19 protein-coding genes are annotated in these 21,379 nt (G+C 71.3%); 10 read left to right on the forward strand and 9 right to left on the reverse strand.

What is annotated here, in order from left to right; all coding sequences use genetic code 11:
- The first annotated feature begins 62 nt into the window (after positions 1-62).
- Both ACFYP4_RS03100 and ACFYP4_RS03105 read left to right on the forward strand, forming a co-directional pair.
- Positions 63-1,766 carry an AMP-binding protein gene (locus ACFYP4_RS03100; protein WP_358851578.1) on the forward strand — a complete coding sequence of 568 codons (1,704 nt, stop codon included), beginning with the start codon at positions 63-65 and terminating at the stop codon, positions 1,764-1,766.
- Positions 1,763-3,385, forward strand: coding sequence for an AMP-binding protein (locus tag ACFYP4_RS03105; protein WP_388782284.1), 1,623 nt, complete (start codon positions 1,763-1,765; stop codon positions 3,383-3,385). Before ACFYP4_RS03100 ends, ACFYP4_RS03105 begins: the two co-directional genes overlap by 4 nt.
- A gap of 54 nt (positions 3,386-3,439) precedes the next feature.
- Here ACFYP4_RS03105 and ACFYP4_RS03110 read toward each other — a convergent pair whose 3' ends face one another.
- Positions 3,440-4,030, reverse strand: coding sequence for a hypothetical protein (locus tag ACFYP4_RS03110; protein ID WP_388782695.1), 591 nt, complete (start codon positions 4,028-4,030; stop codon positions 3,440-3,442).
- 809 nt (positions 4,031-4,839) lie between these two features.
- Here ACFYP4_RS03110 and gcl point away from each other — a divergent pair.
- On the forward strand, positions 4,840-6,624 hold the full coding sequence (gene gcl / locus ACFYP4_RS03115; RefSeq protein ID WP_388782287.1) for a glyoxylate carboligase: 1,785 nt from the start codon (positions 4,840-4,842) through the stop codon (positions 6,622-6,624).
- 678 nt (positions 6,625-7,302) lie between these two features.
- On the opposite strand, the gene ACFYP4_RS03120 is transcribed toward gcl, so the two are convergent.
- From ACFYP4_RS03120 to ACFYP4_RS03130, 3 genes are all read right to left on the reverse strand, one after another.
- Positions 7,303-8,760 carry a catalase gene (locus ACFYP4_RS03120; RefSeq protein WP_358851575.1) on the reverse strand — a complete coding sequence of 486 codons (1,458 nt, stop codon included), beginning with the start codon at positions 8,758-8,760 and terminating at the stop codon, positions 7,303-7,305.
- 190 nt (positions 8,761-8,950) lie between these two features.
- Positions 8,951-9,844 carry a 2-hydroxy-3-oxopropionate reductase gene (locus tag ACFYP4_RS03125; RefSeq protein WP_358851574.1) on the reverse strand — a complete coding sequence of 298 codons (894 nt, stop codon included), beginning with the start codon at positions 9,842-9,844 and terminating at the stop codon, positions 8,951-8,953.
- 92 nt (positions 9,845-9,936) lie between these two features.
- Complete coding sequence (locus ACFYP4_RS03130) at positions 9,937-10,776, reverse strand: TIM barrel protein (RefSeq protein WP_358851573.1); 840 nt, start codon at positions 10,774-10,776, stop codon at positions 9,937-9,939.
- A gap of 137 nt (positions 10,777-10,913) precedes the next feature.
- Between ACFYP4_RS03130 and ACFYP4_RS03135 the strand changes: the two genes are divergently transcribed.
- The 7 genes from ACFYP4_RS03135 to ACFYP4_RS03165 all read left to right on the forward strand — a co-directional run bounded on the left by ACFYP4_RS03135 (position 10,914) and on the right by ACFYP4_RS03165 (position 16,852).
- Positions 10,914-11,165: a hypothetical protein gene (locus ACFYP4_RS03135; protein WP_358851572.1), complete on the forward strand. Its 252-nt coding sequence runs from the start codon at positions 10,914-10,916 to the stop codon at positions 11,163-11,165.
- Positions 11,162-11,530, forward strand: coding sequence for a helix-turn-helix domain-containing protein (locus tag ACFYP4_RS03140; protein WP_358851571.1), 369 nt, complete (start codon positions 11,162-11,164; stop codon positions 11,528-11,530). Before ACFYP4_RS03135 ends, ACFYP4_RS03140 begins: the two co-directional genes overlap by 4 nt.
- Positions 11,531-11,730: 200 nt before the next feature.
- A complete protein-coding gene (uraD, locus tag ACFYP4_RS03145) occupies positions 11,731-12,246 on the forward strand; it encodes a 2-oxo-4-hydroxy-4-carboxy-5-ureidoimidazoline decarboxylase (protein ID WP_358851570.1) in 516 nt (171 codons plus the stop codon).
- Positions 12,243-12,632 (forward strand): hydroxyisourate hydrolase, encoded by a 390-nt coding sequence (uraH, locus tag ACFYP4_RS03150; protein ID WP_358851569.1) that lies wholly within the window; start codon positions 12,243-12,245, stop codon positions 12,630-12,632. Before uraD ends, uraH begins: the two co-directional genes overlap by 4 nt.
- Positions 12,633-12,637: 5 nt before the next feature.
- On the forward strand, positions 12,638-13,585 hold the full coding sequence (pucL, locus tag ACFYP4_RS03155) for a factor-independent urate hydroxylase (RefSeq protein WP_388782294.1): 948 nt from the start codon (positions 12,638-12,640) through the stop codon (positions 13,583-13,585).
- Positions 13,586-13,761: 176 nt separating this feature from the next.
- Entirely contained in the window at positions 13,762-15,138 is a 1,377-nt protein-coding gene (locus ACFYP4_RS03160) for an 8-oxoguanine deaminase (RefSeq protein WP_358851567.1), read from the forward strand.
- 364 nt (positions 15,139-15,502) lie between these two features.
- Positions 15,503-16,852 carry a nucleobase:cation symporter-2 family protein gene (locus tag ACFYP4_RS03165; RefSeq protein ID WP_388782698.1) on the forward strand — a complete coding sequence of 450 codons (1,350 nt, stop codon included), beginning with the start codon at positions 15,503-15,505 and terminating at the stop codon, positions 16,850-16,852.
- 210 nt (positions 16,853-17,062) lie between these two features.
- Here the strand turns inward: ACFYP4_RS03165 and ACFYP4_RS03170 are convergent, their stop codons facing one another.
- The 5 genes from ACFYP4_RS03170 to ACFYP4_RS03190 all read right to left on the reverse strand — a co-directional run bounded on the left by ACFYP4_RS03170 (position 17,063) and on the right by ACFYP4_RS03190 (position 21,306).
- Positions 17,063-17,878 carry a chitosanase gene (locus ACFYP4_RS03170; protein WP_358851566.1) on the reverse strand — a complete coding sequence of 272 codons (816 nt, stop codon included), beginning with the start codon at positions 17,876-17,878 and terminating at the stop codon, positions 17,063-17,065.
- Positions 17,879-18,043: 165 nt separating this feature from the next.
- Positions 18,044-18,466: an acyl-CoA thioesterase gene (locus tag ACFYP4_RS03175; RefSeq protein ID WP_358851565.1), complete on the reverse strand. Its 423-nt coding sequence runs from the start codon at positions 18,464-18,466 to the stop codon at positions 18,044-18,046.
- A gap of 133 nt (positions 18,467-18,599) precedes the next feature.
- Positions 18,600-19,259: a hypothetical protein gene (locus ACFYP4_RS03180; RefSeq protein WP_358851564.1), complete on the reverse strand. Its 660-nt coding sequence runs from the start codon at positions 19,257-19,259 to the stop codon at positions 18,600-18,602.
- Positions 19,260-19,373: 114 nt separating this feature from the next.
- Entirely contained in the window at positions 19,374-19,973 is a 600-nt protein-coding gene (locus ACFYP4_RS03185; RefSeq protein ID WP_358851563.1) for a histidine phosphatase family protein, read from the reverse strand.
- A gap of 124 nt (positions 19,974-20,097) precedes the next feature.
- Positions 20,098-21,306 (reverse strand): pyridoxal phosphate-dependent aminotransferase, encoded by a 1,209-nt coding sequence (locus ACFYP4_RS03190; RefSeq protein WP_358851562.1) that lies wholly within the window; start codon positions 21,304-21,306, stop codon positions 20,098-20,100.
- Positions 21,307-21,379: the final 73 nt, after the last annotated feature.

The raw sequence follows: 21,379 nt of genomic DNA on the forward strand, positions 1-21,379 counted from the left end.
TGGTGAGACCTGCGTCACGGATTACACGATGTTAGGTGGCTGTCCGGCAACGAGGAGGACGCATGACGGTGAAGACGAGCGCGACGGACGACTTCCGCAGCGCACGGGACTTCCTGCTGGCACACCGCGAGGACTACGCGGGCGCCTACGAGGGGTTCGACTGGCCCCGCCCGGAGTACTTCAACTGGGCGCTCGACTGGTTCGACGTCATCGCCGAGGGCAACGACCGGACGGCCCTGCACCTCGTCGAGGAGGACGGCCGGCGCACCCTCGTCTCCTTCGCCGAGATGTCCGAGCGCTCCGACCGGACCGCGAACTGGCTGCGCGCCCAGGGCGTCCGTGCCGAGGACCGCATCCTGGTCATGCTGGGCAATCAGGTCGAGCTGTGGGAGACCGCGCTCGCCGCGATGAAGCTGCGCGCCGTCGTCATCCCGGCGACCCCGCTGCTCGGCCCCGCGGACCTGCGGGACCGCGTCGAGCGCGGCCGGGTCCGGCAGGTCGTCGTCCGGGCCGAGGACACCGGCAAGTTCGCCGAGGTGCCGGGCGACTACACCAGGATCGCGGTCGGCGGCCCGCCCGGGCAGCGGCAGTCGTACGAGCGCGGGGGCTGGCGCCCGTACGAGGACGCGTACGACGCCTCCGCCGTGTTCGAGCCCGACGGGCCGACCCGCTCGGACGACCCGCTGATGCTGTACTTCACCTCGGGCACCACCGCCCGGCCCAAGCTGGTCGAGCACACGCACACCTCGTATCCGATCGGCCACCTCGCGACCATGTACTGGGTCGGGCTCCAGCCCGGCGACGTGCACCTGAACATCTCCTCGCCGGGCTGGGCCAAGCACGCCTGGTCGAACCTCTTCGCGCCGTGGAACGCGGAGGCGACCGTCTTCATCCACAACTACACGCGCTTCGACGCGGCCCGCCTGATGGCGGAGATGGACCGCGCCGGTGTCACCACCTTCTGCGCTCCGCCCACCGTGTGGCGCATGCTCATCCAGGCCGATCTGACCGCACTGCGCACCCCGCCGCGCGAGGCCCTCGCCGCGGGGGAGCCGCTGAACCCCGAGGTCATCGAGCAGGTGCGCCGGGCGTGGGGCGTGAGCGTCCGGGACGGCTTCGGGCAGACCGAGACGGCGGTCCAGGTCTCCAACAGTCCCGGCCAGCCCCTGAAGGCGGGCTCGATGGGCCGGCCGAGCCCCGGGTTCCGCGTCGAACTGCTCGACCCGGTGTCGGGTGCGCCGGGGGCGTCGGAGGGCGAGATCGCGCTGGACCTCTCGGCGCGTCCCGTGGGCCTGATGACCGGCTACCACGGCGACGCCGACCGCACCGCCGAGGTCATGGCCGGCGGCTACTACCGCACCGGTGACATCGGCTCCCGCGACGCCGACGGCTACATCACGTACGTGGGCCGCGCGGACGACGTGTTCAAGGCGAGCGACTACAAGATCTCTCCGTTCGAGCTGGAGAGCGCCCTGCTGGAGCACGAGGCGGTGGCGGAGGCGGCCGTCGTCCCCGCACCCGACGAGCTCAGGCTCGCGGTCCCGAAGGCGTACGTGGTGCCGGCGGCGGGCTGGGAGCCCGGCCCGGACACCGCGAAGGTGCTCTTCGAGCACTCGCGCCGCGTCCTCGCCCCGTACAAACGCATCCGCCGGCTGGAGTTCGGCGCGCTGCCCAAGACCGTCTCCGGCAAGATCCGCCGGATCGAGCTGCGCGAGGCCACCGCCGCGGGTTCCGCCGCGGAGTACCGCGAGGAGGACTTCCGATGACGAATTCCCCGGCCGACGAGCCGAGTTACGCCCACGGCACCAGTACGACACCGCTGCTCGGCGACACGATCGGGGCGAACCTGGACCGGGCGGTCGCCGCGCACCCCGCACGCGACGCCCTGGTGGACGTGGAGTCGGGGCGGCGCTGGACGTACGCCGAGTTCGGCGCCGCGGTCGGCGAGGTGGCGCGCGGCCTGCTCGCCAAGGGTGTGCTCAAGGGCGACCGGGTCGGCATCTGGGCGGTGAACTGCCCCGAGTGGGTGCTCGTCCAGTACGCGACCGCCCGCATCGGCGCGATCATGGTGAACATCAACCCGGCCTACCGTGCCCACGAGGTGGAGTACGTGCTGAGGCAGGCGGGGATCTCGGTCCTGATCGCCTCGCAGCGGCACAAGGGCAGCGACTACCGCGCCCTGGTCGACCGGGTCCGCGGGAAGTGCCCCGGACTGCGCGAGACCGTCTACATCGGCGACCCGTCCTGGGACGCGCTGACGGCGGCGGCGGCCTCGGTGACGGAGGAACAACTCCTGGCGCGGGAAGCCGGGTTGAGCTGTGACGACCCGGTCAACATCCAGTACACCTCGGGCACCACCGGCTTCCCCAAGGGTGCCACGCTGTCCCACCACAACATCCTCAACAACGGCTACTGGGTGGGCCGTACGGTCGGCTACACCGAGCAGGACCGGGTCTGCCTGCCGGTGCCCTTCTACCACTGCTTCGGCATGGTCATGGGGAACCTGGGCGCCACCTCGCACGGCGCCTGCATCGTGATCCCGGCCCCCTCCTTCGACCCGTCGGCGACCCTGCGGGCGGTGCAGCAGGAGCGCTGCACCTCGCTGTACGGCGTACCGACCATGTTCATCGCGGAGCTGAACCTCCCCGACTTCGCGACGTACGACCTGTCGTCGCTGCGCACCGGGATCATGGCGGGCTCGCCCTGTCCGGTCGAGGTGATGAAGCGGGTGGTCGCCGAGATGCACATGGCGGAGGTGTCCATCTGCTACGGCATGACGGAGACCTCGCCGGTGTCGCTCCAGACCCGCCGCGACGACGATCTGGAGCACCGCACGGGCACGGTCGGCCGGGTCCTGCCGCACATCGAGGTGAAGATCGTGGACCCGGTGGACGGAGTGACGCTGCCGCGCGGCTCGGCGGGCGAGCTGTGCACCCGCGGCTACGGCGTCATGCTCGGCTACTGGGACGAGCCCGAGAAGACCGCGGAGGCCGTCGATTCAGGGCGCTGGATGCACACCGGGGACCTGGCCGTGATGCGCGACGACGGCTACGTCGAGATCGTCGGCCGCATCAAGGACATGATCATCCGGGGTGGCGAGAACGTCTACCCGCGCGAGATCGAGGAGTTCCTCTACGCGCACCCGAAGATCGCCGACGTCCAGGTGGTCGGCGTGCCGCACGAGCGCTACGGCGAGGAAGTGCTCGCCTGCGTCATCCCCCGCGACCCCGGGGACCCGCTCACGCTGGAGGAGCTGCGGTCCTTCTGCGAGGGGCAGCTCGCGCACTACAAGATCCCCAGCCGGCTGCGGATCCTGGAGTCCTTCCCGATGACGGTGTCGGGCAAGGTGCGGAAGATCGAACTGCGGCAGGGGTACGGGGAGTAGGGCGTCCCGCGCGCGGCCCGGCCCGCGCCGCGGTGAAGGGGCCCGGCGTCGCGGTCAGGCCCCCGGCGCGAGAAGTTCGCCTGCGCTGCCGTTGACCGGCTGCGGGGTGCCCGTGAGGTCGAGGACGAACAGGGCGACGCGCAGGGCGTCGGCGCGGCTGCGGGCCTCGTCCTCGTAGCCGGCGAGCGAGAAGTACACGCACCGCGCGGATTCCGTCATGGCCGTCAGCCACAGGCACTCCACGTCCCGCGGCGTCGCCGGATGCACGGTCGGGTCCACCTGTGCCACCAGGCCCCGTGCCGCGAGCCCGATCCCCGACGGCGGCCGCTGGTCCGCCCGCCTGACGTCCCGGTACCCGAGCCACCGCAGGTAGAGGGCGGCGGCGGTGACGGCGTCCCGAGCCGTCCTGATGGCGACGGGCCGGAAGGCGGCACGGCGGGCCGGGACGGCGACGCGGGGCAACGGGCCGCGGCGGGCGCGGCCCGCCGCCGGGCCGGAGGCCGACGGCCAGGACCGGCCCGTCCCGGTCCGCGTCCCGCCGGACGGCCCCGCACCCGAAGCCGCACCCCGGCCGGCCTCCGACCGGCCGTCGGCGCCGGTGCCACGCTCGGCCGCCGGACCACCGCGTGACGCGGCCCGGGGCACGGTGCCACCGGTCCCGGACGCGGAGCCCGTGGTCCCGGACGCGGAGCCCGTGGTCCCGGACACGCTGCCCCTGGTCCCGGACACGCTGCCCCCGGGACTGGGACCGGTGCCGGCGTCGGTCCCGGCACCGATGCCGGTGTCCGTCCCGGCGCCGATGCCGCTGCCGAACGCGGTGTGGCGTCCGGAGCCGGCACCCGAGTCTTCGCCCGTGGCGGCGCCGCAGCCGGGGTGCGGGCCCGCGGGCGGGGCGGCCGGCGTCCTCGGCACCGGGATGCGCAGGACCGTGCCGCACGGGCAGTCCAGCTCCGGGTGGGGCCACTCGTGCTGGCGGCCGCAGGCACCGCAGCGGACGGTGACCCATTCCTCCTCCCAGACGCGGTGGGTGACGGCGACCGGCGCGGCGCGCCGGTCCAGCGGCGGCGCCACCGGCGCACCGCACTCGCACGGGTAGGGCGGCGCGGTGTACAGGTGCTCGCGGCGACAGGCCGGGCACCGCACCGGCACGCTCTCGGCCATAACCCACTCCAGTGACGACGCGGCATCGGGACAGCGTCCCCATCGTCCTCCCGCCGTCCCCCTCCGGTCAGCAGAACGGCCCGACGCCGGAGGTCGGGCGAGGCCGGGGCGCACCCGCGTCCGGGCACGCCGCCCACTCTTGACGGTTCGTCCGCCCGCCACTTACATTGCTTCCAGATAGTAGAAGTTACTTTCCGCATTACGGAATGCGTGGTGCGGGGTCCACACGGATCACATGGCTCTCCGAGGGGCGCGACGGGAGCGCGAATCCGCCAGCGAAGCAGGAGTACTCCATGGCTCGTATGACCGCTGCCCGCGCGGCAGTCGAGATCCTCAAGCGCGAGGGCGTCAGCGACGCGTTCGGTGTCCCGGGCGCGGCGATCAACCCCTTCTACGCCGCGCTCAAGGCCTCCGGCGGGATCAGTCACACCCTCGCCCGGCATGTCGAGGGCGCCTCGCACATGGCGGAGGGATACACCCGGACCCACCCGGGCAACATCGGCGTCTGCATCGGCACGTCGGGACCGGCCGGCACGGACATGATCACCGGTCTCTACTCCGCGACCGGCGACTCCATCCCGATCCTGTGCATCACGGGCCAGGCACCGACCGCCGTGATCCACAAGGAGGACTTCCAGGCCGTCGACATCGCCTCGATCGCCAAGCCGGTCACCAAGATGGCGGTCACGGTGCTGGAGGCCGCGCAGGTCCCCGGCGTCTTCCAGCAGGCCTTCCACCTGATGCGCTCCGGCCGTCCGGGTCCGGTCCTCATCGACCTGCCCATCGACGTCCAGCTCACCGAGATCGAGTTCGACCCGGAGACGTACGAGCCGCTGGGGGTCTACAAGCCCGCCGCGACCCGCGCCCAGGTCGAGAAGGCGATCACCCTGCTCAACGAGTCCGAGCGCCCGCTGATCGTCGCCGGCGGCGGCGTGCTCAACGCGGACGCCTCGCACCTGCTCGTGGAGTTCGCCGAGTTGACGGGCACTCCGGTCGTCCCGACCCTCATGGGCTGGGGCATCCTGCCCGACGACCACGAGCTGAACGCCGGCATGGTCGGCCTCCAGACCTCGCACCGCTACGGCAACGCGACGTTCCTGGAGTCCGACTTCGTCCTCGGCGTCGGCAACCGCTGGGCCAACCGCCACACCGGCAGGCTGGACGTCTACACGGCCGGCCGGAAGTTCGTCCACGTCGACATCGAGCCCACCCAGATCGGCCGGATCTTCGCACCGGACTACGGCATCGCCTCCGACGCGAAGGCCGCTCTGGAGCTGTTCGTCGAGGTGGCCCGCGAGCTGAAGGCCCGGGGCGGGCTCCCCGACCGCTCCGCGTGGGCCGCGTCCGCGCAGGAGCGCAGGGCGACGCTCCAGCGCCGTACGCACTTCGACGACATCCCGATCAAGCCGCAGCGCGTCTACGAGGAGATGAACAAGGCCTTCGGTCCGGAGACCCGCTACGTCACCACCATCGGCCTCTCGCAGATCGCCGGCGCCCAGATGCTGCACGTCCACCGGCCGCGGCACTGGATCAACTGCGGCCAGGCGGGCCCGCTCGGCTGGACCGTCCCGGCCGCGCTCGGCGTCGCCAAGGCCGATCCGGAGGCCCAGGTCGTGGCGCTCTCCGGCGACTACGACTTCCAGTTCATGATCGAGGAACTGGCCGTCGGCGCCCAGCACCGGATCCCGTACGTCCATGTCCTGGTGAACAACGCCTACCTGGGCCTGATCCGGCAGGCGCAGATCGGCCTGGACATCAACTTCCAGGTCAACCTGGAGTTCGAGAACATCAACTCCCCGGAGCTGGGCGTCTACGGCGTGGACCACGTCAAGGTCGTCGAGGGCCTCGGCTGCAAGGCGATCCGGGTCACCGACCCCGCCGAGCTGGGCGCCGCCTTCGAGCAGGCGAAGAAGCTCGCCGCCGAGTACCGGGTGCCGGTGGTCGTCGAGGTCATCCTGGAACGCGTCACCAACATCGCGATGAGCAGGACGAACGACATCAGTGAAGTCGTCGAGTTCGAGGAGCTCGCGACCGAGCCGGGCCACGCGCCCACCTCGATCAGGACGCTGAAGGTCTGACGCCGGCGGCTCTTCCCCGCACGACGGCCGGAAGGGCGGCTCACCGACCGGTGAGCCGCCCTTCCGCCTGTCCGGAACCCGCGTCCCGCGCGGCTCCCGTCTTCGTGCTGCATCCCCCGTGCGGCGGTGCTGTGGTGCTTCCCCCGTGCTGTGGTTCCCTGGTGCTTCCCCCGTGCTTGTGTGCTTCCCCCGATATGAGGCCTGCCGCCCCCGTGACGGCGGGCCTCATGTGCCGAGGATGTGCCTTCGGCGCCGCGAGTTGAAGCCCCTGCGCCGTTGTTCAGAGGTTGATTTGAGGGTTCCGTAGGCGAGGTACGCCCGCTTGCGTACGTACCGGCCCCGCCGCGGCGGACGGCGGAGCGCCGGGTACGGGACCGTCCGTACCCGGCGCTCTGGAACCGGTGGGCTGTGTGGTTGTTGCCGTCCGACGGCGCGAGGCTGGGCGCGACAGGACGTTCGCGCCGCCGGACGGAGTCTGCGGCACCCCCGGAAAGGGGGTGGCTGGGGGACCGCGGCGGATGCGACGGGACCGGGACTTCCTTCTCTCAGGTCGAGAAGGGAGTCCGCGGGCCTGCACCACCGCACTGGCTCGCACGCCGCCGCGGCCCCCGTCCTGCCCGGAGCAGCCGGTGGACCACCCCTCATCCGGGTCCTTGGCTGTCGCGGGCGTCCTTGGGGTCAGTCCTCGCGCAGGGCGCGGACCGCCTCCTCCACGCGCTTGCCGTAGTCCGGGTCGGCGGCGTGGAAGTGGGTGAGGTTCCTCTCGACGACGTCGTCGCGGGAGACCTGCGAGAGGCCGCCCGCGATGTTCGCGACGAGCCGGTCCTTCTCGTCCGCGGACATCAGCCGGTACAGCTCGCCCGCCTGGAAGAAGTGGTCGTCCTTGGTGTGCGACGGGGCCTCGTGCGTGCCCGTGTGACCGTGGACCGCGAGCGGCGCCGACAGCGGGCGGCCGGTCTCGACCGGGCCCTCGTACGAGTTCGGCTCGTAGTTCTTCGCCGCGCGCCCCTGCGGGTTGGCGGCCATCAGGCCGTCGCGGCCGTAGTTCTCCGCGACCGTCGCCCGCGGGGCGTTGACCGCGAGCTGGGTGTGGTTGACGCCCAGGCGGTAGCGGTGCGCGTCCGCGTAGGCGAACAGCCGGCCCTGGAGCATCTTGTCGGGAGAGGGGCCGATGCCCGGGACGAAGTTGTTCGGGGAGAAGGCGGCCTGCTCTACCTCGGCGAAGACGTTGTCGGGGTTGCGGTCCAGCACGAGCCGGCCCACGCGCCGCAGCGGGTAGTCCGCGTGCGGCCACACCTTGGTCAGGTCGAAGGGGTTGAAGCGGTACTCCGCCGCGTCCGCCGCCGGCATGATCTGGACGTGCAGGGTCCAGGACGGGTTGACGCCCCGCTCGATGGCCTGGAGCAGGTCCGTCTGGTGGGAGTTGGGATCCTTGCCCGCGATGTCCTGGGCCTGCTCGGTGGACAGGCAGCGGATGCCCTGGTTCGTCTTGAAGTGGTACTTGACGAAGAAGGCCTCGCCCTCGGCGTTCGTCCACTGGTAGGTGTGCGAGCCGAAGCCGTCCATGTGGCGGTACGAGGCCGGGATGCCGCGGTCGCCCATCAGCCAGGTGATCTGGTGCGTCGCCTCGGGGGAGTGACCCCAGAAGTCCCAGACGTTGTCCGGCTCCTGCCTGCCCGTGAACGGGTCGCGCTTCTGGGAGTGGATGAAGTCGGGGAACTTGACGGGGTCCTTGATGAAGAAGACCGGCGTGTTGTTGCCGACGAGGTCGTAGTTGCCCTCCTCGGTGTAGAACTTCACCGCGAAACCGCGCGGGTCCCGCACCGCGTCCGCGCCGCCGAGGCTGTCGGCCACCGTCGAGAAGCGCAGGAAGAGCTCGGTGCGCTTGCCGACGGTGTTCAGGAAGTCGGCGTACGTGAAGTCCGTGACGTCGTCGGTCACTTCGAAGTACCCGTACGCGCCGGAACCGCGGGCGTGCACCACGCGCTCCGGGATGCGCTCGCGGTTGAACCGGGCGAGCTTCTCCAGCAGGTGCTGGTCCTGGAGGAGGAGCGGGCCGCCGACGCCGGCGGTGGCGGAGTTCTGGTTGTCGGCGACCGGAGCGCCGGACTCGGTCGTAAGCACGCGCTTCGACATCGTGGACCTTCCGTACGAGGGGCAGCGGAAAGCTGCTTCCGCTTCGTGGAGCCTAGGTTCGGGGCGATCTGGACGTCAACAGTTTGTTGAAGTCCGGTGGTCGGAGCTGGTACCGGGCGGCGCCGACGCCTGGGCGCGACAGGACAGGTGTCAGCGGCGGCGCCGCCCGGAGACTGTGGGGGCCGCCGGATCAGAGCCGGGCGCCGGAGAGGCGCTCCACCGCGCGCAGCAGTGCGGAGTGGTCCAGGCCGCCGTCGCCCTGCGCGCGCAGGGAGGCGACGAGCTGGGCGACCACGGCGCCGACCGGCAGCGCGGCACCGACGTTGCGGGCGGCGTCCGTGACGATGCCCATGTCCTTGTGGTGCAGGTCGATGCGGAAGCCCGGCTTGAAGTCGCGGTTGAGGAAGTTGTCCTTCTTGCGCGTCAGCACGGTGGAGCCGGCGAGCCCGCCGCCCAGGACGTCGAGGGCGGCCTTCAGGTCCACGCCCGACTTCTCCAGGAAGACCACGGCCTCGGCGCACGCCTGGATGTTCACGGCGACGATCAGCTGGTTGGCGGCCTTCACGGTCTGGCCGGAGCCGTGCGGACCGCACAGCACGATGGTCTTGCCGAGCGCGTCGAGGACCGGCTTCACCTCGTCGAAGTCGGCCTGCTCACCACCGACCATGATCGAGAGCACGGCCTCGATCGCCCCTGCCTCACCGCCGGACACCGGGGCGTCCAGGACGCGGATGCCCTTGTCCTTCGCGGCCTCGGCCAGGTCCACCGAGGTCTGCGGAGTGATCGAGGACATGTCGACCAGGAGCGCGCCGGACCGCGCGTTCTCCAGGATGCCGTCGGGGCCGTACGCGATGGCCTCGACCTGCGGGGACGCCGGGACCATGGTGATCACCACGTCGGCCTCGCGCACGGCCTCGGCGATCGAGCCCGCCGCCCTGCCGCCGGCCGCGGACAGCCGGTCCAGCTTGTCCTGCTCCAGCGTGAAGCCGGTGACGTCGTATCCGGCCTTGATCAGGTTCTCCGACATCGGGGAGCCCATGATGCCGAGGCCGATCCAGGCGATCTTGGGAAGGGTGCTGCTCATGAGGGTGCCTCTCTGACTGCTGTGCTGCGTCTGGGGGTTGCCGCGGGGCGCGGTCGCGTCGCCGTGCGTCCGGGCGTGCCGTGCGGCGGTGGTCAGCGGGCCGCGCGGCCCTCGCGCGGGAGCCAGTCGAAGGCCTCCGCGCTCGGCCGGTCGCCCGGCTTGTACTCCAGTCCGACCCAGCCGTCGTACCCGGCCTTCGCGAGCCGGTCGAGGAGGTCCTCCAGCGGGAGGGAGCCGGTGCCGGGCGCGCCGCGGCCCGGGTTGTCGGCGATCTGCACGTGCCCGGTCCGGTCGGCGTACCGCTCGATCACCGACGGCAGGTCCTCGCCGTTCATCGACAGGTGGTACAGGTCCATGAGGAACCTGGCGTTGCCGAGTCCCGTCGCCGCGTTGACCTTGTCGACCACGCCCACGCCCGCCGGGGCGGAGACCAGCGGATAGCGCGGCGACTCCGGCTCGTTGAGTGTCTCGATCAGGAGAATCGCGCCGATCCGGTCGGCGGCCCGCGCGGCGAGCGCCAGGTTCTCCAGGGCGAGCGCGTCCTGCTCGGCCGGGTCCACGCCCTCGACGCGGTTGCCGTACAGGGCGTTCAGCGCCGTGCAGCCGAGCGACTCGGCGAACGCGGCGGCCACGTCGATGTTGGCGCGGAACTTCTCCGACTCCGCGCCGGGGAGCGACAGAGCGCCCCGGTCCGGGCCGGGCAGCTGCCCGGCGTAGAAGTTCAGGCCCGTCAGCCGGACGCCCGCGTCCTCGATCGCCTTCCTCAGGGCGTCGAGCACGGACTGCTCGGGGGTGGGGGAGTCGACCCAGGGCCACCACAGCTCGACCGCGGTGAAGCCCGCCGCGGCGGCGGCCGCGGGGCGCTCCAGGAGCGGGAGTTCCGTGAAGAGGATCGACAGGTTGACGTTGAAGCGCTGCTCTGCGAATCCCATGGGGTCGGCGCTCCCTTCCGTATCGATATTCCGTATTGCGGAAGTTCGTTTCTGCTTAATGGAAGATTGCCGCCGGGTGTCGTGCCTTGTCAAGAGGGGGCTGCCGGAAAATCGACACCGCGCAGTAGGTTGAGCGGGTGCGATTGAGAGTGGAGTTCACGACCGAGCCCTTCGACCTCGACGAGGCGCCGCGGCACGCGCTGGTCGCCCGTGAGGTCGTCGAGGCGGCCGAGCTGGACGCCGTGGACGTCGGCCCGTTCGGCAACACCGCGGAGGGTGCCGCCGACGAGGTCCTCACCGCCGTCGGCGCCCTGCTGCGCAGGTCCCTGGAGGCGGGCGCCACCCGGGTCTCGCTCCAGGTCAACGTGGTCGGGGAGGGCGATAAGTGACCGGTATCGGGGACGACCCCTTCGTCACGGCGGTCAAGCCGCTGGTCGACGCCATGGGCGGCGAGATGCTGGCGCCCGGGGAGGCCGGCGCCGACGACGTCGTGCTGTCCTGGGAGGGTGCGGACGTCGTCGCCGTACGGCTGCCGCAGCTCGCCGACTCGCTGGACCACATCCTCGCCGCCCTCGAACGCAAGCGGGGCAGGCCCCTGGCCGAGCTCGACCGCAAGGCCAAGCAGGAGGTCGTGGCGATACTGGAAGCCCGGGGCGCCTTCTCGGTGCGCCACGGCGTGGAGACCGTCGCGAGCGCGCTGGGCGTCAGCCGCTTCACCGTTTACAACTACCTGAACCGCGAGAAGGAATCCTGACCACGTTGCCGGGTGCGAAGTTCTGACCAGGGGAAACGTGGCCGACTCGGCCCCGGTCGCCCCGCCCGTGGTGAGCCGCCGTCCGTGTCCCCCGGACGGCGGTTTTTGTTACCCGCATTTTTCAACAAAGTGTTGACGTGGTGTTTCCGAGGGCGTTAGCTGTCCGCAGCCCGTCCAGCACAAGGCCACGGAGGCTTCCCGTGACTTCGAGTACGACACCCGGCGGCCTCGCCCGGTTCAACGCCCTGGAGGAACACGCGGCTCGCGCCGCCCTCCACGAGGTCTGCGCCTCCACGGCGTGGGCGCGCACCCTGCTCGCCCGCCGCCCCTACGCCACCGCCGACGACCTCTTCGCCGCGAGCGACGCCGCCACGGCCGAGCTGACCCCCGCGGACCTGGCGGAGGCGATGGCCGGGCACCCGCCGATCGGGCGCCCCAAGCCGGGGGACCCGACCTCCTCGCGGGAGCAGCGCGGCATGGCCGGTGCCTCCGAGGAGCTGAAGAGGGAGATGCTCGAACTGAACCTGGAGTACCAGGAGAGGTTCGGCCACGTCTTCCTCGTCTGCGCCACCGGCCGGACCGGCGAGCAGATGCGCGACGCGGTCAGGGAGCGGATCGGCAACTCGCCCGAGCGGGAGCGGGAGATCGTCCGCACCGAACTGGGAAAGATCAACCGCATCCGGCTGACCGGCCTCGTACAGGAAGAGCAGGCATGAGCACCGACAGCACGGCCTCCGTGTCCACCCACATCCTGGACACCAGCGCAGGGCGCCCCGCCGGGGGCGTCGCCGTCCGTCTCGCCGCCCGCGGCGGACGCGAAGCGGACTGGCGCCCGCTCGGCGGTTCCGCGACGGACGCGGACGGACGGTGCAAGGACCTGCCGGCGCTGCCGGAGGGGACGACCCACGTACGGCTCGACTTCGCCGTCGAGCCGTACTTCGAGAAGAAGCAAGCCGATGCGCAGCAGGACGCCCCCGCGAATCGGGACAGCGGTGCGTTCTTCCCCGAGGTGGCGATCACCTTCGCCGTCGTACCGGGCGAGCACTACCACGTACCGCTGCTGCTCAACCCGTTCGGCTACTCCGTTTACCGAGGGAGCTAGCAGACATGACAGACCGATCCCGCCCTGCCCGCATGACGATGCTGGGACAGAACCAGTACGGCAAGGCCGAGAACCGCGTCGTGAAGATCACGCGTGACGGCGACACGCACCACATCAAGGACCTGAACGTCTCCGTCGCGCTGAGCGGCGACATGGACGACGTGCACTACTCGGGCTCGAACGCGAACGTCCTGCCGACGGACACCACCAAGAACACGGTGTACGCCTTCGCCAAGGAGTACGGCATCGAGTCCGCCGAGCAATTCGGCATCCACCTCGCGCGGCACTTCGTCACCTCGCAGGAGCCGATCCACCGGGCGCGCATCCGCATCGAGGAGTACGCCTGGGACCGCATCGCGACGTCGGACGCGAACTCGCGGTTCATCGGCGCCGACGAGGTCAACCACTCCTTCGTGCGCAAGGGGCAGGAGACCCGGGTCACCCAGATCACCTTCGACGGTGAGAAGTGGGAGGTCGTCTCGGGCCTCAAGGACCTGGTCGTGATGAACTCGACGAACTCCGAGTTCTGGGGCTACGTCAAGGACAAATACACGACGCTCAAGGAGGCCTACGACCGCATCCTGGCGACGCAGGTGTCCGCGCGCTGGCGGTTCAACTGGACCGACGACGAGCAGCGGATGCCCCACTGGGAGAAGTCGTACGAGCAGGTCCGCAAGCACATGCTCCAGGCCTTCGCGGAGACGTACTCGCTGTCGCTCCAGCAGACCCTGTACCAGATGGGTTCGCGCATCATCAACCACCGCAGTGAGATCGACGAGGTCCGCTTCTCGCTGCCGAACAAACACCACTTCCTCGTCGACCTGGAGCCCTTCGGCCTCAAGAACGACAACGAGGTCTACTACGCGGCCGACCGCCCGTACGGCCTCATCGAGGCCACCATCCTGCGCGACGGCTGCGAGCCGCACATCCCGGTGGACCTCACCAACCTGTAGTACCGCGCCGGCGGCCGACGAGGGCCGCCGCGGTACCACCGCCCCCGACGCGTGCGCCGGCGTCGACATCCCAGGGGGAGAGCGGGGGCATCTGCGCAACAACAGCACCACGGACCCGGTCGTCACCCCGCTCGACCCCCGGGTCCGTCCGCCGATGGGAAGAACGAGGAACCGCCGTGGCAGTCGAGCGCATCGTCATCGAGAACTGCGCCATCGCGACCGTGGACGCGGGCGACACCGAGTACGCCTCGGGCCACATCGTCGTCGCCGGCAACAGGATCGAGTCGGTGGGTGCCGGAAAGGCCCCCGAGAACCCGGAGAACGTGGTCCGTCGCATCGACGGAACCGGGCACCTGGCGACCCCGGGCCTGGTCAACACCCACCACCACTTCTACCAGTGGATCACCCGCGGCCTCGCCACGGACCACAACCTCTTCAACTGGCTCGTGGCGCTCTACCCGACCTGGGCGCGCATCGACGAGAAGATGGCGTACGCCGCCGCGCAGGGCTCCCTCGCCATGATGGCCCGCGGCGGTGTCACCACCGCCATGGACCACCACTACGTCTTCCCGAAGGGTTCCGGCGACCTGTCCGGCGCCATCATCGGGGCGGCGCGCGAGACGGGCGTCCGCTTCACCCTCGCCCGCGGCTCGATGGACCGCAGTGAGAAGGACGGCGGGCTGCCGCCCGACTTCGCCGTCGAGACCCTCGAAGGGGCGCTGGCCGCCACCGAGGCGACCATCGACGAGCACCACGACGCGTCCTTCGACGCCATGACCCAGATCGCCGTCGCGCCCTGCTCCCCCTTCTCCGTCTCCACCGAACTCATGCGGCAGGGCGCCGAACTGGCCCGCCGCAAGGGCGTACGGCTGCACACGCACGGCTCAGAGACCGTGGAGGAGGAGCAGTTCTGCAAGGAACTGTTCGGCATGGGCCCGACCGAGTACTTCGAGTCCACCGGCTGGCTCGGCGAGGACGTGTGGATGGCGCACTGCGTCCACATGAACGACTCCGACATCGCCGCCTTCGCCCGCACGAAGACCGGCGTGGCCCACTGCCCCTCGTCCAACGCCCGCCTGGCGGCCGGCATCGCGCGCGTCCCCGACATGCTCGCGGCCGGCGTCCCCGTCGGCCTCGGCGTCGACGGCACGGCGTCCAACGAGTCGGGCGAACTGCACACCGAACTGCGCAACGCCCTGCTGATCAACCGCCTCGGCGCCCACCGCGAGGCCGCCCTGAACGCCCGCCAGGCGCTGCGCCTCGGCACCTACGGCGGCGCCCAGGTCCTCGGCCGGGCCACCCAGATCGGCTCCCTGGAGGCGGGCAAGCTCGCCGACCTGGTGCTGTGGAAGCTGGACACCCTGGCCCACGCCTCGATCGCCGACCCGGTGACCGCGCTGGTCTTCGGCGCGGCGGCCCCGGTCACCCTCTCGCTCGTCAACGGCAGGCCGGTCGTCGAGGACAGCCGGCTCCTGAACGTCGACGAGGACGCCGTCGCCCGCTCCACGCGGGCCGAGGCGCAGCGCCTCGCGCGGATCGCCGCGCAGGCCTGACAACCACAGATCTCCGGCCGAGGGGGACGGCCCTCGGCCGGTGGCCATGGACCCGAGCGGGGTCCGTGGTGGCCGTGTCCGGGGAGCGCGCGTGGACGTGCGCTCCCCGGAACGGTCTCCGTCGCGAAGCCGCCGGTGAACCGGAGCCTCGCGACGGCCAACGCCGGGGATTTCCCCTCTCCCTGACGTATCGTCCCGGTCCCGCACGACCGCGCATCACCTCCCTGAAACCCGCGTCGCCGCCGTGGCGGACGCGTAACCGACCGGAGGAGCCGCCGTGGCCGCCCAGCCCGCGCCCAGCACCGATGCAGTCCCCACTGGTCAGCCGACGCATCCGGTTGACGAGAAGCTCCCGCCCCTGAAGATGGCGACCAGCGGCCTCCAGCACGTGGCCGCCATGTACGCGGGAGTGGTCGCCCCACCCCTGATCGTCGGAGCGGCGGTCGGCCTGTCCGCCACCGAGCTGACCTTCCTGACCGGCGCGTGCCTGTTCACCGCGGGACTCGCCACCTTTCTCCAGACGCTCGGCATCTGGAAGATCGGCGCCCGGCTGCCGTTCGTCAACGGCGTCACCTTCGCCGGTGTCGCGCCGATGACCGCGGTCGTCGCCTCCACCGACGACAAGCGCGACGCCCTGCCGATCATCTTCGGCGCGGTCATCGTCGCGGGCCTCCTCGGCTTCCTGGCCGCGCCGGTGTTCTGCAAGGCGGTCCGCTTCTTCCCGCCCGTCGTCACCGGCACGGTGATCACGCTGATCGGGATATCCCTGCTGCCCGTCGCCTTCGGCTGGGCCCAGGGGCCCGACCCGACGGCCCACGACTACGGCTCGACGACCTACCTCGGCCTCGCGGCCGCGACCCTCGCCATGGTGCTGCTGCTGCGCCGCTTCACGCGGGGCTTCGTCAAGCAGATCGCCGTCCTGCTCGGCCTGGTGCTGGGCACGCTCGTCGCGATCCCGTTCGGCGTCACGGACTTCGGGCCGGTCGCCGACGCGGACGTGGTGGGCTTCCCGACCCCGTTCCACTTCGGCGCCCCGCAGTTCCAGGTCGCCGCGATCCTCTCGCTGTGCGTGGTGATGGTGGTCTCGATGACCGAGTCGACCGCGGACATGCTGGCGCTGGGCGAGATCGTCGAGCGGCCGGCCGACGAGAAGACCATCGCGGCGGGTCTGCGCGCCGACACCCTCGGTTCGGCGCTGAGCCCCCTCTTCAACGGTTTCATGTGCAGCGCCTTCGCACAGAACATCGGACTCGTCGCCATGACGAAGGTCCGCAGCCGGTACGTCGTCGCCACCGGCGGCGGTTTCCTGGTGCTGATGGGCCTGTGTCCGATGGCCGCCTCGCTCATCGCGGTCGTGCCCCGGCCGGTGCTCGGCGGCGCGGGCGTCGTCCTGTTCGGCTCGGTCGCCGCGAGCGGCATCCAGACCCTGGTACGGGCCGGCCTGGAGAAGGACAACAACGTCCTGATCGTCGCCGTGTCGCTGGCCGTCGGCATCATCCCGATCACCGCGCCGGAGTTCTACCACGCCTTCCCGGAGACGGCGAAGATCGTCCTGGACTCGGGGATCTCGACCGGATGTGTGGCGGCCGTGGTCCTGAACCTGGTCTTCAACCATCTCGGCAGGAACGCGGACGCGGAGGACGTCACCCATCCCATGGAGGCCGGTGAGGAACTCGGCGGGGGACGGGCGGGCAAGACGGCCCCGGCCCACTGACCGACGGCCCCGGCACACGGAGCCTCAAACACACGGAGCACCCGGGGCACGCGGAGCACGCGGGGCACGCGGGGCACCCGGGGCACACGGAGGGCGCGGCACGTCGGGTGTGCCGCGCCCTGTGCCGTCGGGGCTCCTCGGCGGGGCCGAAGGCGGGACCGTCGTCGTAGGCGTCCAGTCCCTCGGCCGCGCCGGCCCCGGGCGGTTCGGTCAGCCGATGTGGAAGCTGTCCCCGTAGACCTTCCAGTCCAGCGGCGGGTCCAGGTTCAGGTTCCGCTTCTGCAGGAAGACCCGCTGGGCGGTGTCGACGCGGCTCGTGTCCGAGTGGGCCTCCTCCTGCTTCATCGCCCAGACGCGCGCGTCGAGGAACGCGTTCAGGTACGTCACCTCGTCGCCTCCCTGGGCCGGCGGCTTGGCCCTGGCCAGCGCCCGTCGGCGGATGCTGCCGAAGCTGGTGCTGTCGCCGCCGTCGCCGTGCATCACGATGGCGTCGTAGTACGCGAACTGGCCGAGGACGCCGACGCCGTCGGCCTTGCCCTGCCGGACGGCCGGGTTGAAGTACACCCGGTCGCGCTCGTCGTTCTGGGCCTGCTGGAACACCGTGTCCTGGGCGGCCCTGCGCCAGTCGCCGGGGAAGTTCGGGTCCAGTCCGTCGTGGGAGTCGGTGCCGTCCACCTCGCGCAGGGCGGGCAGGTACCTGGCGAGCACGTTGCCCGGCTTGCGCCGGGCGTAGAGCTCGACGAGGTCGAGCATGTCGCCGGTGCCCGAGCAGAAGCCGATGATCCCGGCGGTGTAGCCGCGCCCGTCGCCGATGTCCTCGATGTACCTGTACTGCGCCTTCCAGTCCAGCGAGGAGTTCTCCGCGCTGGAGACCAGCTTCATGGCGATCTCCTTCTTCGCCGGGTCGTCGAGGCCGACCGCCGCGGCCGTCGCCGTCTGGGTCGCGACCACCGGGGCCGCCACGAGGGAAGCGCCCAACAGTGCGAGCAAGGTGCGGCGTGAGGTGTGTATGTGGGGGGTGTGCACGGTGCCTCCAGTGTGGGGAGTACGTCGTTCACGAACTGTTAGGAAGGTTTCCTACCAGACTTTGTGAGTGACGTATACCCGTCAAGGGCGGTGAGCCGGGCGCGACTTGGCCCGGCGGACCCTGGCACGTGAGTCGCCCGCCACGCTCGAGCGCGCTCCGGGCGGTCAGAGGCCGAACCGGGCGGGGTCGTCGGCCAGGGTGCGGAAGTACGCGCGCGGGTCGGCGACCAGCTTGCGCTTCGTCAGGTCCATCAGTCCGCCGACACCGGTCAGTTCGGCGGCCACCGTGCCGTCCAGCCTGCGGATCGTCTGCTCGATCCGGAACGTCTTGCCCTCGCCCCAGACGAAGACGCACGTCACCTCGGTCTCGTCCCCGGCGCGCAGCTCCCGCAGATAGCGGATGGTCGTCTCCAGGGCGACCGGCCCCACACCCTCGGCCATCAGATCGGTCTGCCGGATCCCGGCCGCCTGGAGCAGCGACCACCGGGCGTGCTCGGCGTACTGGAGGTACACGCTCTGATTGAGGTGCCCCTGCACGTCGGTCTCGTACCCGCGGACGGTCACTCCCACGGAAAACGGCTCTGCCACGACTTCCCCTTCACGACGGTCGGACGCACCCGGGCGGGCGAACGCCTGTGCCCGGGTCTCACTGGTCACAACTTCCCCGCCCCACAGGCCATTCCGGGGCCCGGGAGTCACACCCGGCGCGACCGTGCCGGCCTCACGCGCGCCGTGGTGAGGCCAGTACGTACTGCTCCCGCGTGCGCGGCTCCGTGTGCGTGCTGACCTGCCAGCCCGCGCTCTCCAGGGTGGCCGCGCAGGACCGCAGCCGCCCGGGGTCCGGATCGCGCACGGCGACGGCCTCCGGCTGCGGAGTGGCCCGGACCCGGTAGCCGGGGCCCGCCGCGCCGTCCGGGGGGTGGCCCGCCGCCTCCAGGGCGAGGGCGGCGGCCTGCACCAGATGGGCGCGCTCCCAGCCGCAGGGCCGGTCGGTGGCGCCGCCGGGACCGGTCATCCGGCGCAGCTCCAGGAGCCCCTGCCAGGCGCTGTGCACCTCACGGGCGCGGGCTGGGCCCGGCGCGGCGTCCTCCTCGCCGCCGATCCGCGCGGCGAAGACCCCGGAGGCACCCGTGACGGAGGCACCCGCGACGGGGGAGGCCGTGACGGGGACGGCGGGCGTCTCCCCGGCCGCGGGCTCCTCCTCGCGCACCCGGTGACCGGCGGGCGTCAGGAAGTGGTCGTGCGGCGGTCTCGGGTGCCGGAAGGCGAGCCCTCGCTTCACCAGCGCGGCAAGCTGGGTCTCGGTGCCCCGCAGCCGCCCCGTCACGGGGTCCGCGGCGCCCATGACGCGCAGCTGGGCGGCGGTCGGCGGTCGAGTCACGGCGCGCTCCCTCCCCTCGGCCGGCCCCGGACCGGGCCCGGCGCTGTCGAGTCGCCGGCCCGCGCGGGCACGGAAACCGTCACCGGCCCACGCGGGCACCGGCACTCCCGAAGACTACGAGGGGGGTCTGACATTCCAGCTCGCGACGACCGGGCGCCCGTGCTCCGTGCTGAGCCGGCAGACGGTTCCGGTGGCCAGCAGGAACAGCGCACCGCCCGACGGCGGCAGCCCGAGGCGCCGCGCGGTGAGGACCCGCAGGAAGTGCCCGTGGGCGACCAGCACGACACTGCCCTCCGTGTTGGCGAGCGCCGCGTCCACCTTGGCGAGCATCCGGTCCGCACGCTCCCCGACCTGCTCGGGACTCTCGCCGGGACGTTCCGGCGGCCCCGGCGTCACCCCGTCCCGGAAGAGGAACCAGCCGGGCCGGGTGCGCTGGATCTCGACGGTCGTCATGCCCTCGTAGCCGCCGTAGTCCCACTCCCGCAGGTCGGCGTCGATCCTTACGTCGTCGAGCCCCGCGAGCTCCGCCGTCTCCCGCGCCCGGCGCAAGGGGCTGACGAACGCGGTGCCGATGCGGTGCGAGCCGATGAGGGGCGCGACGACGCGCGCCTGCTCGCGGCCCTTCTCGGTCAGCGTGACGTCCGTCAGGCCGGTGTGCCGGCCGGTGAGCGCCCACTCGGTCTCACCGTGCCGCACCAGAAGCACATCGCCCATCGCCCACACCTTCCCGTCGCTCTCCCCGTACGGTGCCACCGGCCCCGGCGGCGCGCAGCACCGGCTCCGCCAGACGGCGGCTCGGCGCGGACGGGAACCCCTCACCCGGTGAGCGAGGCGCGCGCTACTGGCGATAGCCGCTCAGGAAGCGCCCGATGCGGCTGATCGCCGCGTCCAGGTCGTCGGCGTGCGGCAGGGTGAGGATGCGGAAGTGGTCGGGGCGGGGCCAGTTGAAGCCGGTTCCCTGGACGACCTGGATCTTCTCGCGCAGCAGCAGGTCGAGGACGAACTTCTCGTCGTCGTGGATCCGGTGCACCGCGGGGTCGAGGCGGGGGAACGCGTACAGCGCGCCCTTCGGCTTGACGCAGGAGACGCCCGGGATCTCGTTGAGCTTCTCCCAGGCACGGTCGCGCTGTTCGCGCAGCCGGCCGCCGGGGGCCGTCAGTTCGTGGATGGACTGGCGGCCGCCGAGCGCGGCCTGGATGGCGTACTGGGCGGGCGCGTTGGCGCACAGCCGCATGGAGGCGAGCATCGTCAGCCCCTCCAGATAGCTGCGCGCGTGCTGCCTGGGCCCGGTCACGACCAGCCAGCCCGAGCGGAACCCGGCGACGCGGTAGGTCTTCGACAGGCCGCAGAAGGTGAGGACCACCAGGTCGGGCGCGAGGGCCGCCGCGCTGTGGTGCACGGCGTCGTCGTACAGGATCTGGTCGTAGATCTCGTCCGCGAACACCATCAGGCCGTTGCGGCGGGCCAGGTCGAGGATGCCCTCGACGATCTCCTTCGGGTAGACGGCGCCGGTGGGGTTGTTCGGATTGATGATCACGACGGCCCGGGTCCGGTCGGTGATCTTCGACTCCATGTCGGCGAGGTCGGGGTACCACTCCGACTGCTCGTCGCACAGGTAGTGCACCGCCGTGCCGCCGGCGAGGGTCGTCACGGCCGTCCAGAGCGGGAAGTCCGGGGCGGGGATGAGGACTTCGTCGCCGTCCTCCAGCAGGGCCTGGACCGCCATGGAGACCAGCTCGGAGACGCCGTTGCCGAGGAAGACGTCGTCCACGCCGACGTCCAGGCCCCGCTCCTGGTAGCGCTGGGCGACCGCGCGGCGGGCGGAGAGGATGCCGCGCGAGTCGGTGTAGCCGTGCGCCTGGGGGAGCATCCGGATCATGTCCTGGACGATCTCCTCCGGCGCCTCGAAGCCGAAGAGCGCGGGGTTGCCGGTGTTGAGGCGCAGCACGCTGTGGCCTGCCTCCTCCAGGGCGTTGGCGTGCTCGATCACCGGACCACGGATCTCGTAACAGACCTCGCTGAGCTTGCTCGACTGCCGGAACTCCATGCGGTGCGCACCTCCGTGTTGTGGTGTTGCTTGGTTTTACCAAGTAAGTCCTTGGAAAGTCCAACAACATGTC

The organism is Streptomyces sp. NPDC005551 (genome assembly GCF_042871785.1).
Classification (GTDB): Bacteria; Actinomycetota; Actinomycetes; order Streptomycetales; family Streptomycetaceae; genus Streptomyces.

Excerpts from the sequence above, each read along its gene's own strand:
- ACFYP4_RS03100 (WP_358851578.1), top strand. The coding sequence starts at position 63 with ATGACGGTGAAGACGAGCGCGACGGACGACTTCCGCAGCGCACGGGAC.
- ACFYP4_RS03185 (WP_358851563.1), bottom strand. The coding sequence starts at position 19,973 with ATGGGCGATGTGCTTCTGGTGCGGCACGGTGAGACCGAGTGGGCGCTC.
- pucL (WP_388782294.1), top strand. The coding sequence starts at position 12,638 with ATGACAGACCGATCCCGCCCTGCCCGCATGACGATGCTGGGACAGAAC.
- ACFYP4_RS03105 (WP_388782284.1), top strand. The coding sequence starts at position 1,763 with ATGACGAATTCCCCGGCCGACGAGCCGAGTTACGCCCACGGCACCAGT.
- ACFYP4_RS03130 (WP_358851573.1), bottom strand. The coding sequence starts at position 10,776 with ATGGGATTCGCAGAGCAGCGCTTCAACGTCAACCTGTCGATCCTCTTC.
- ACFYP4_RS03165 (WP_388782698.1), top strand. The coding sequence starts at position 15,503 with ATGGCGACCAGCGGCCTCCAGCACGTGGCCGCCATGTACGCGGGAGTG.
- ACFYP4_RS03120 (WP_358851575.1), bottom strand. The coding sequence starts at position 8,760 with ATGTCGAAGCGCGTGCTTACGACCGAGTCCGGCGCTCCGGTCGCCGAC.
- gcl (WP_388782287.1), top strand. The coding sequence starts at position 4,840 with ATGGCTCGTATGACCGCTGCCCGCGCGGCAGTCGAGATCCTCAAGCGC.
- uraH (WP_358851569.1), top strand. The coding sequence starts at position 12,243 with ATGAGCACCGACAGCACGGCCTCCGTGTCCACCCACATCCTGGACACC.
- ACFYP4_RS03190 (WP_358851562.1), bottom strand. The coding sequence starts at position 21,306 with ATGGAGTTCCGGCAGTCGAGCAAGCTCAGCGAGGTCTGTTACGAGATC.
- ACFYP4_RS03125 (WP_358851574.1), bottom strand. The coding sequence starts at position 9,844 with ATGAGCAGCACCCTTCCCAAGATCGCCTGGATCGGCCTCGGCATCATG.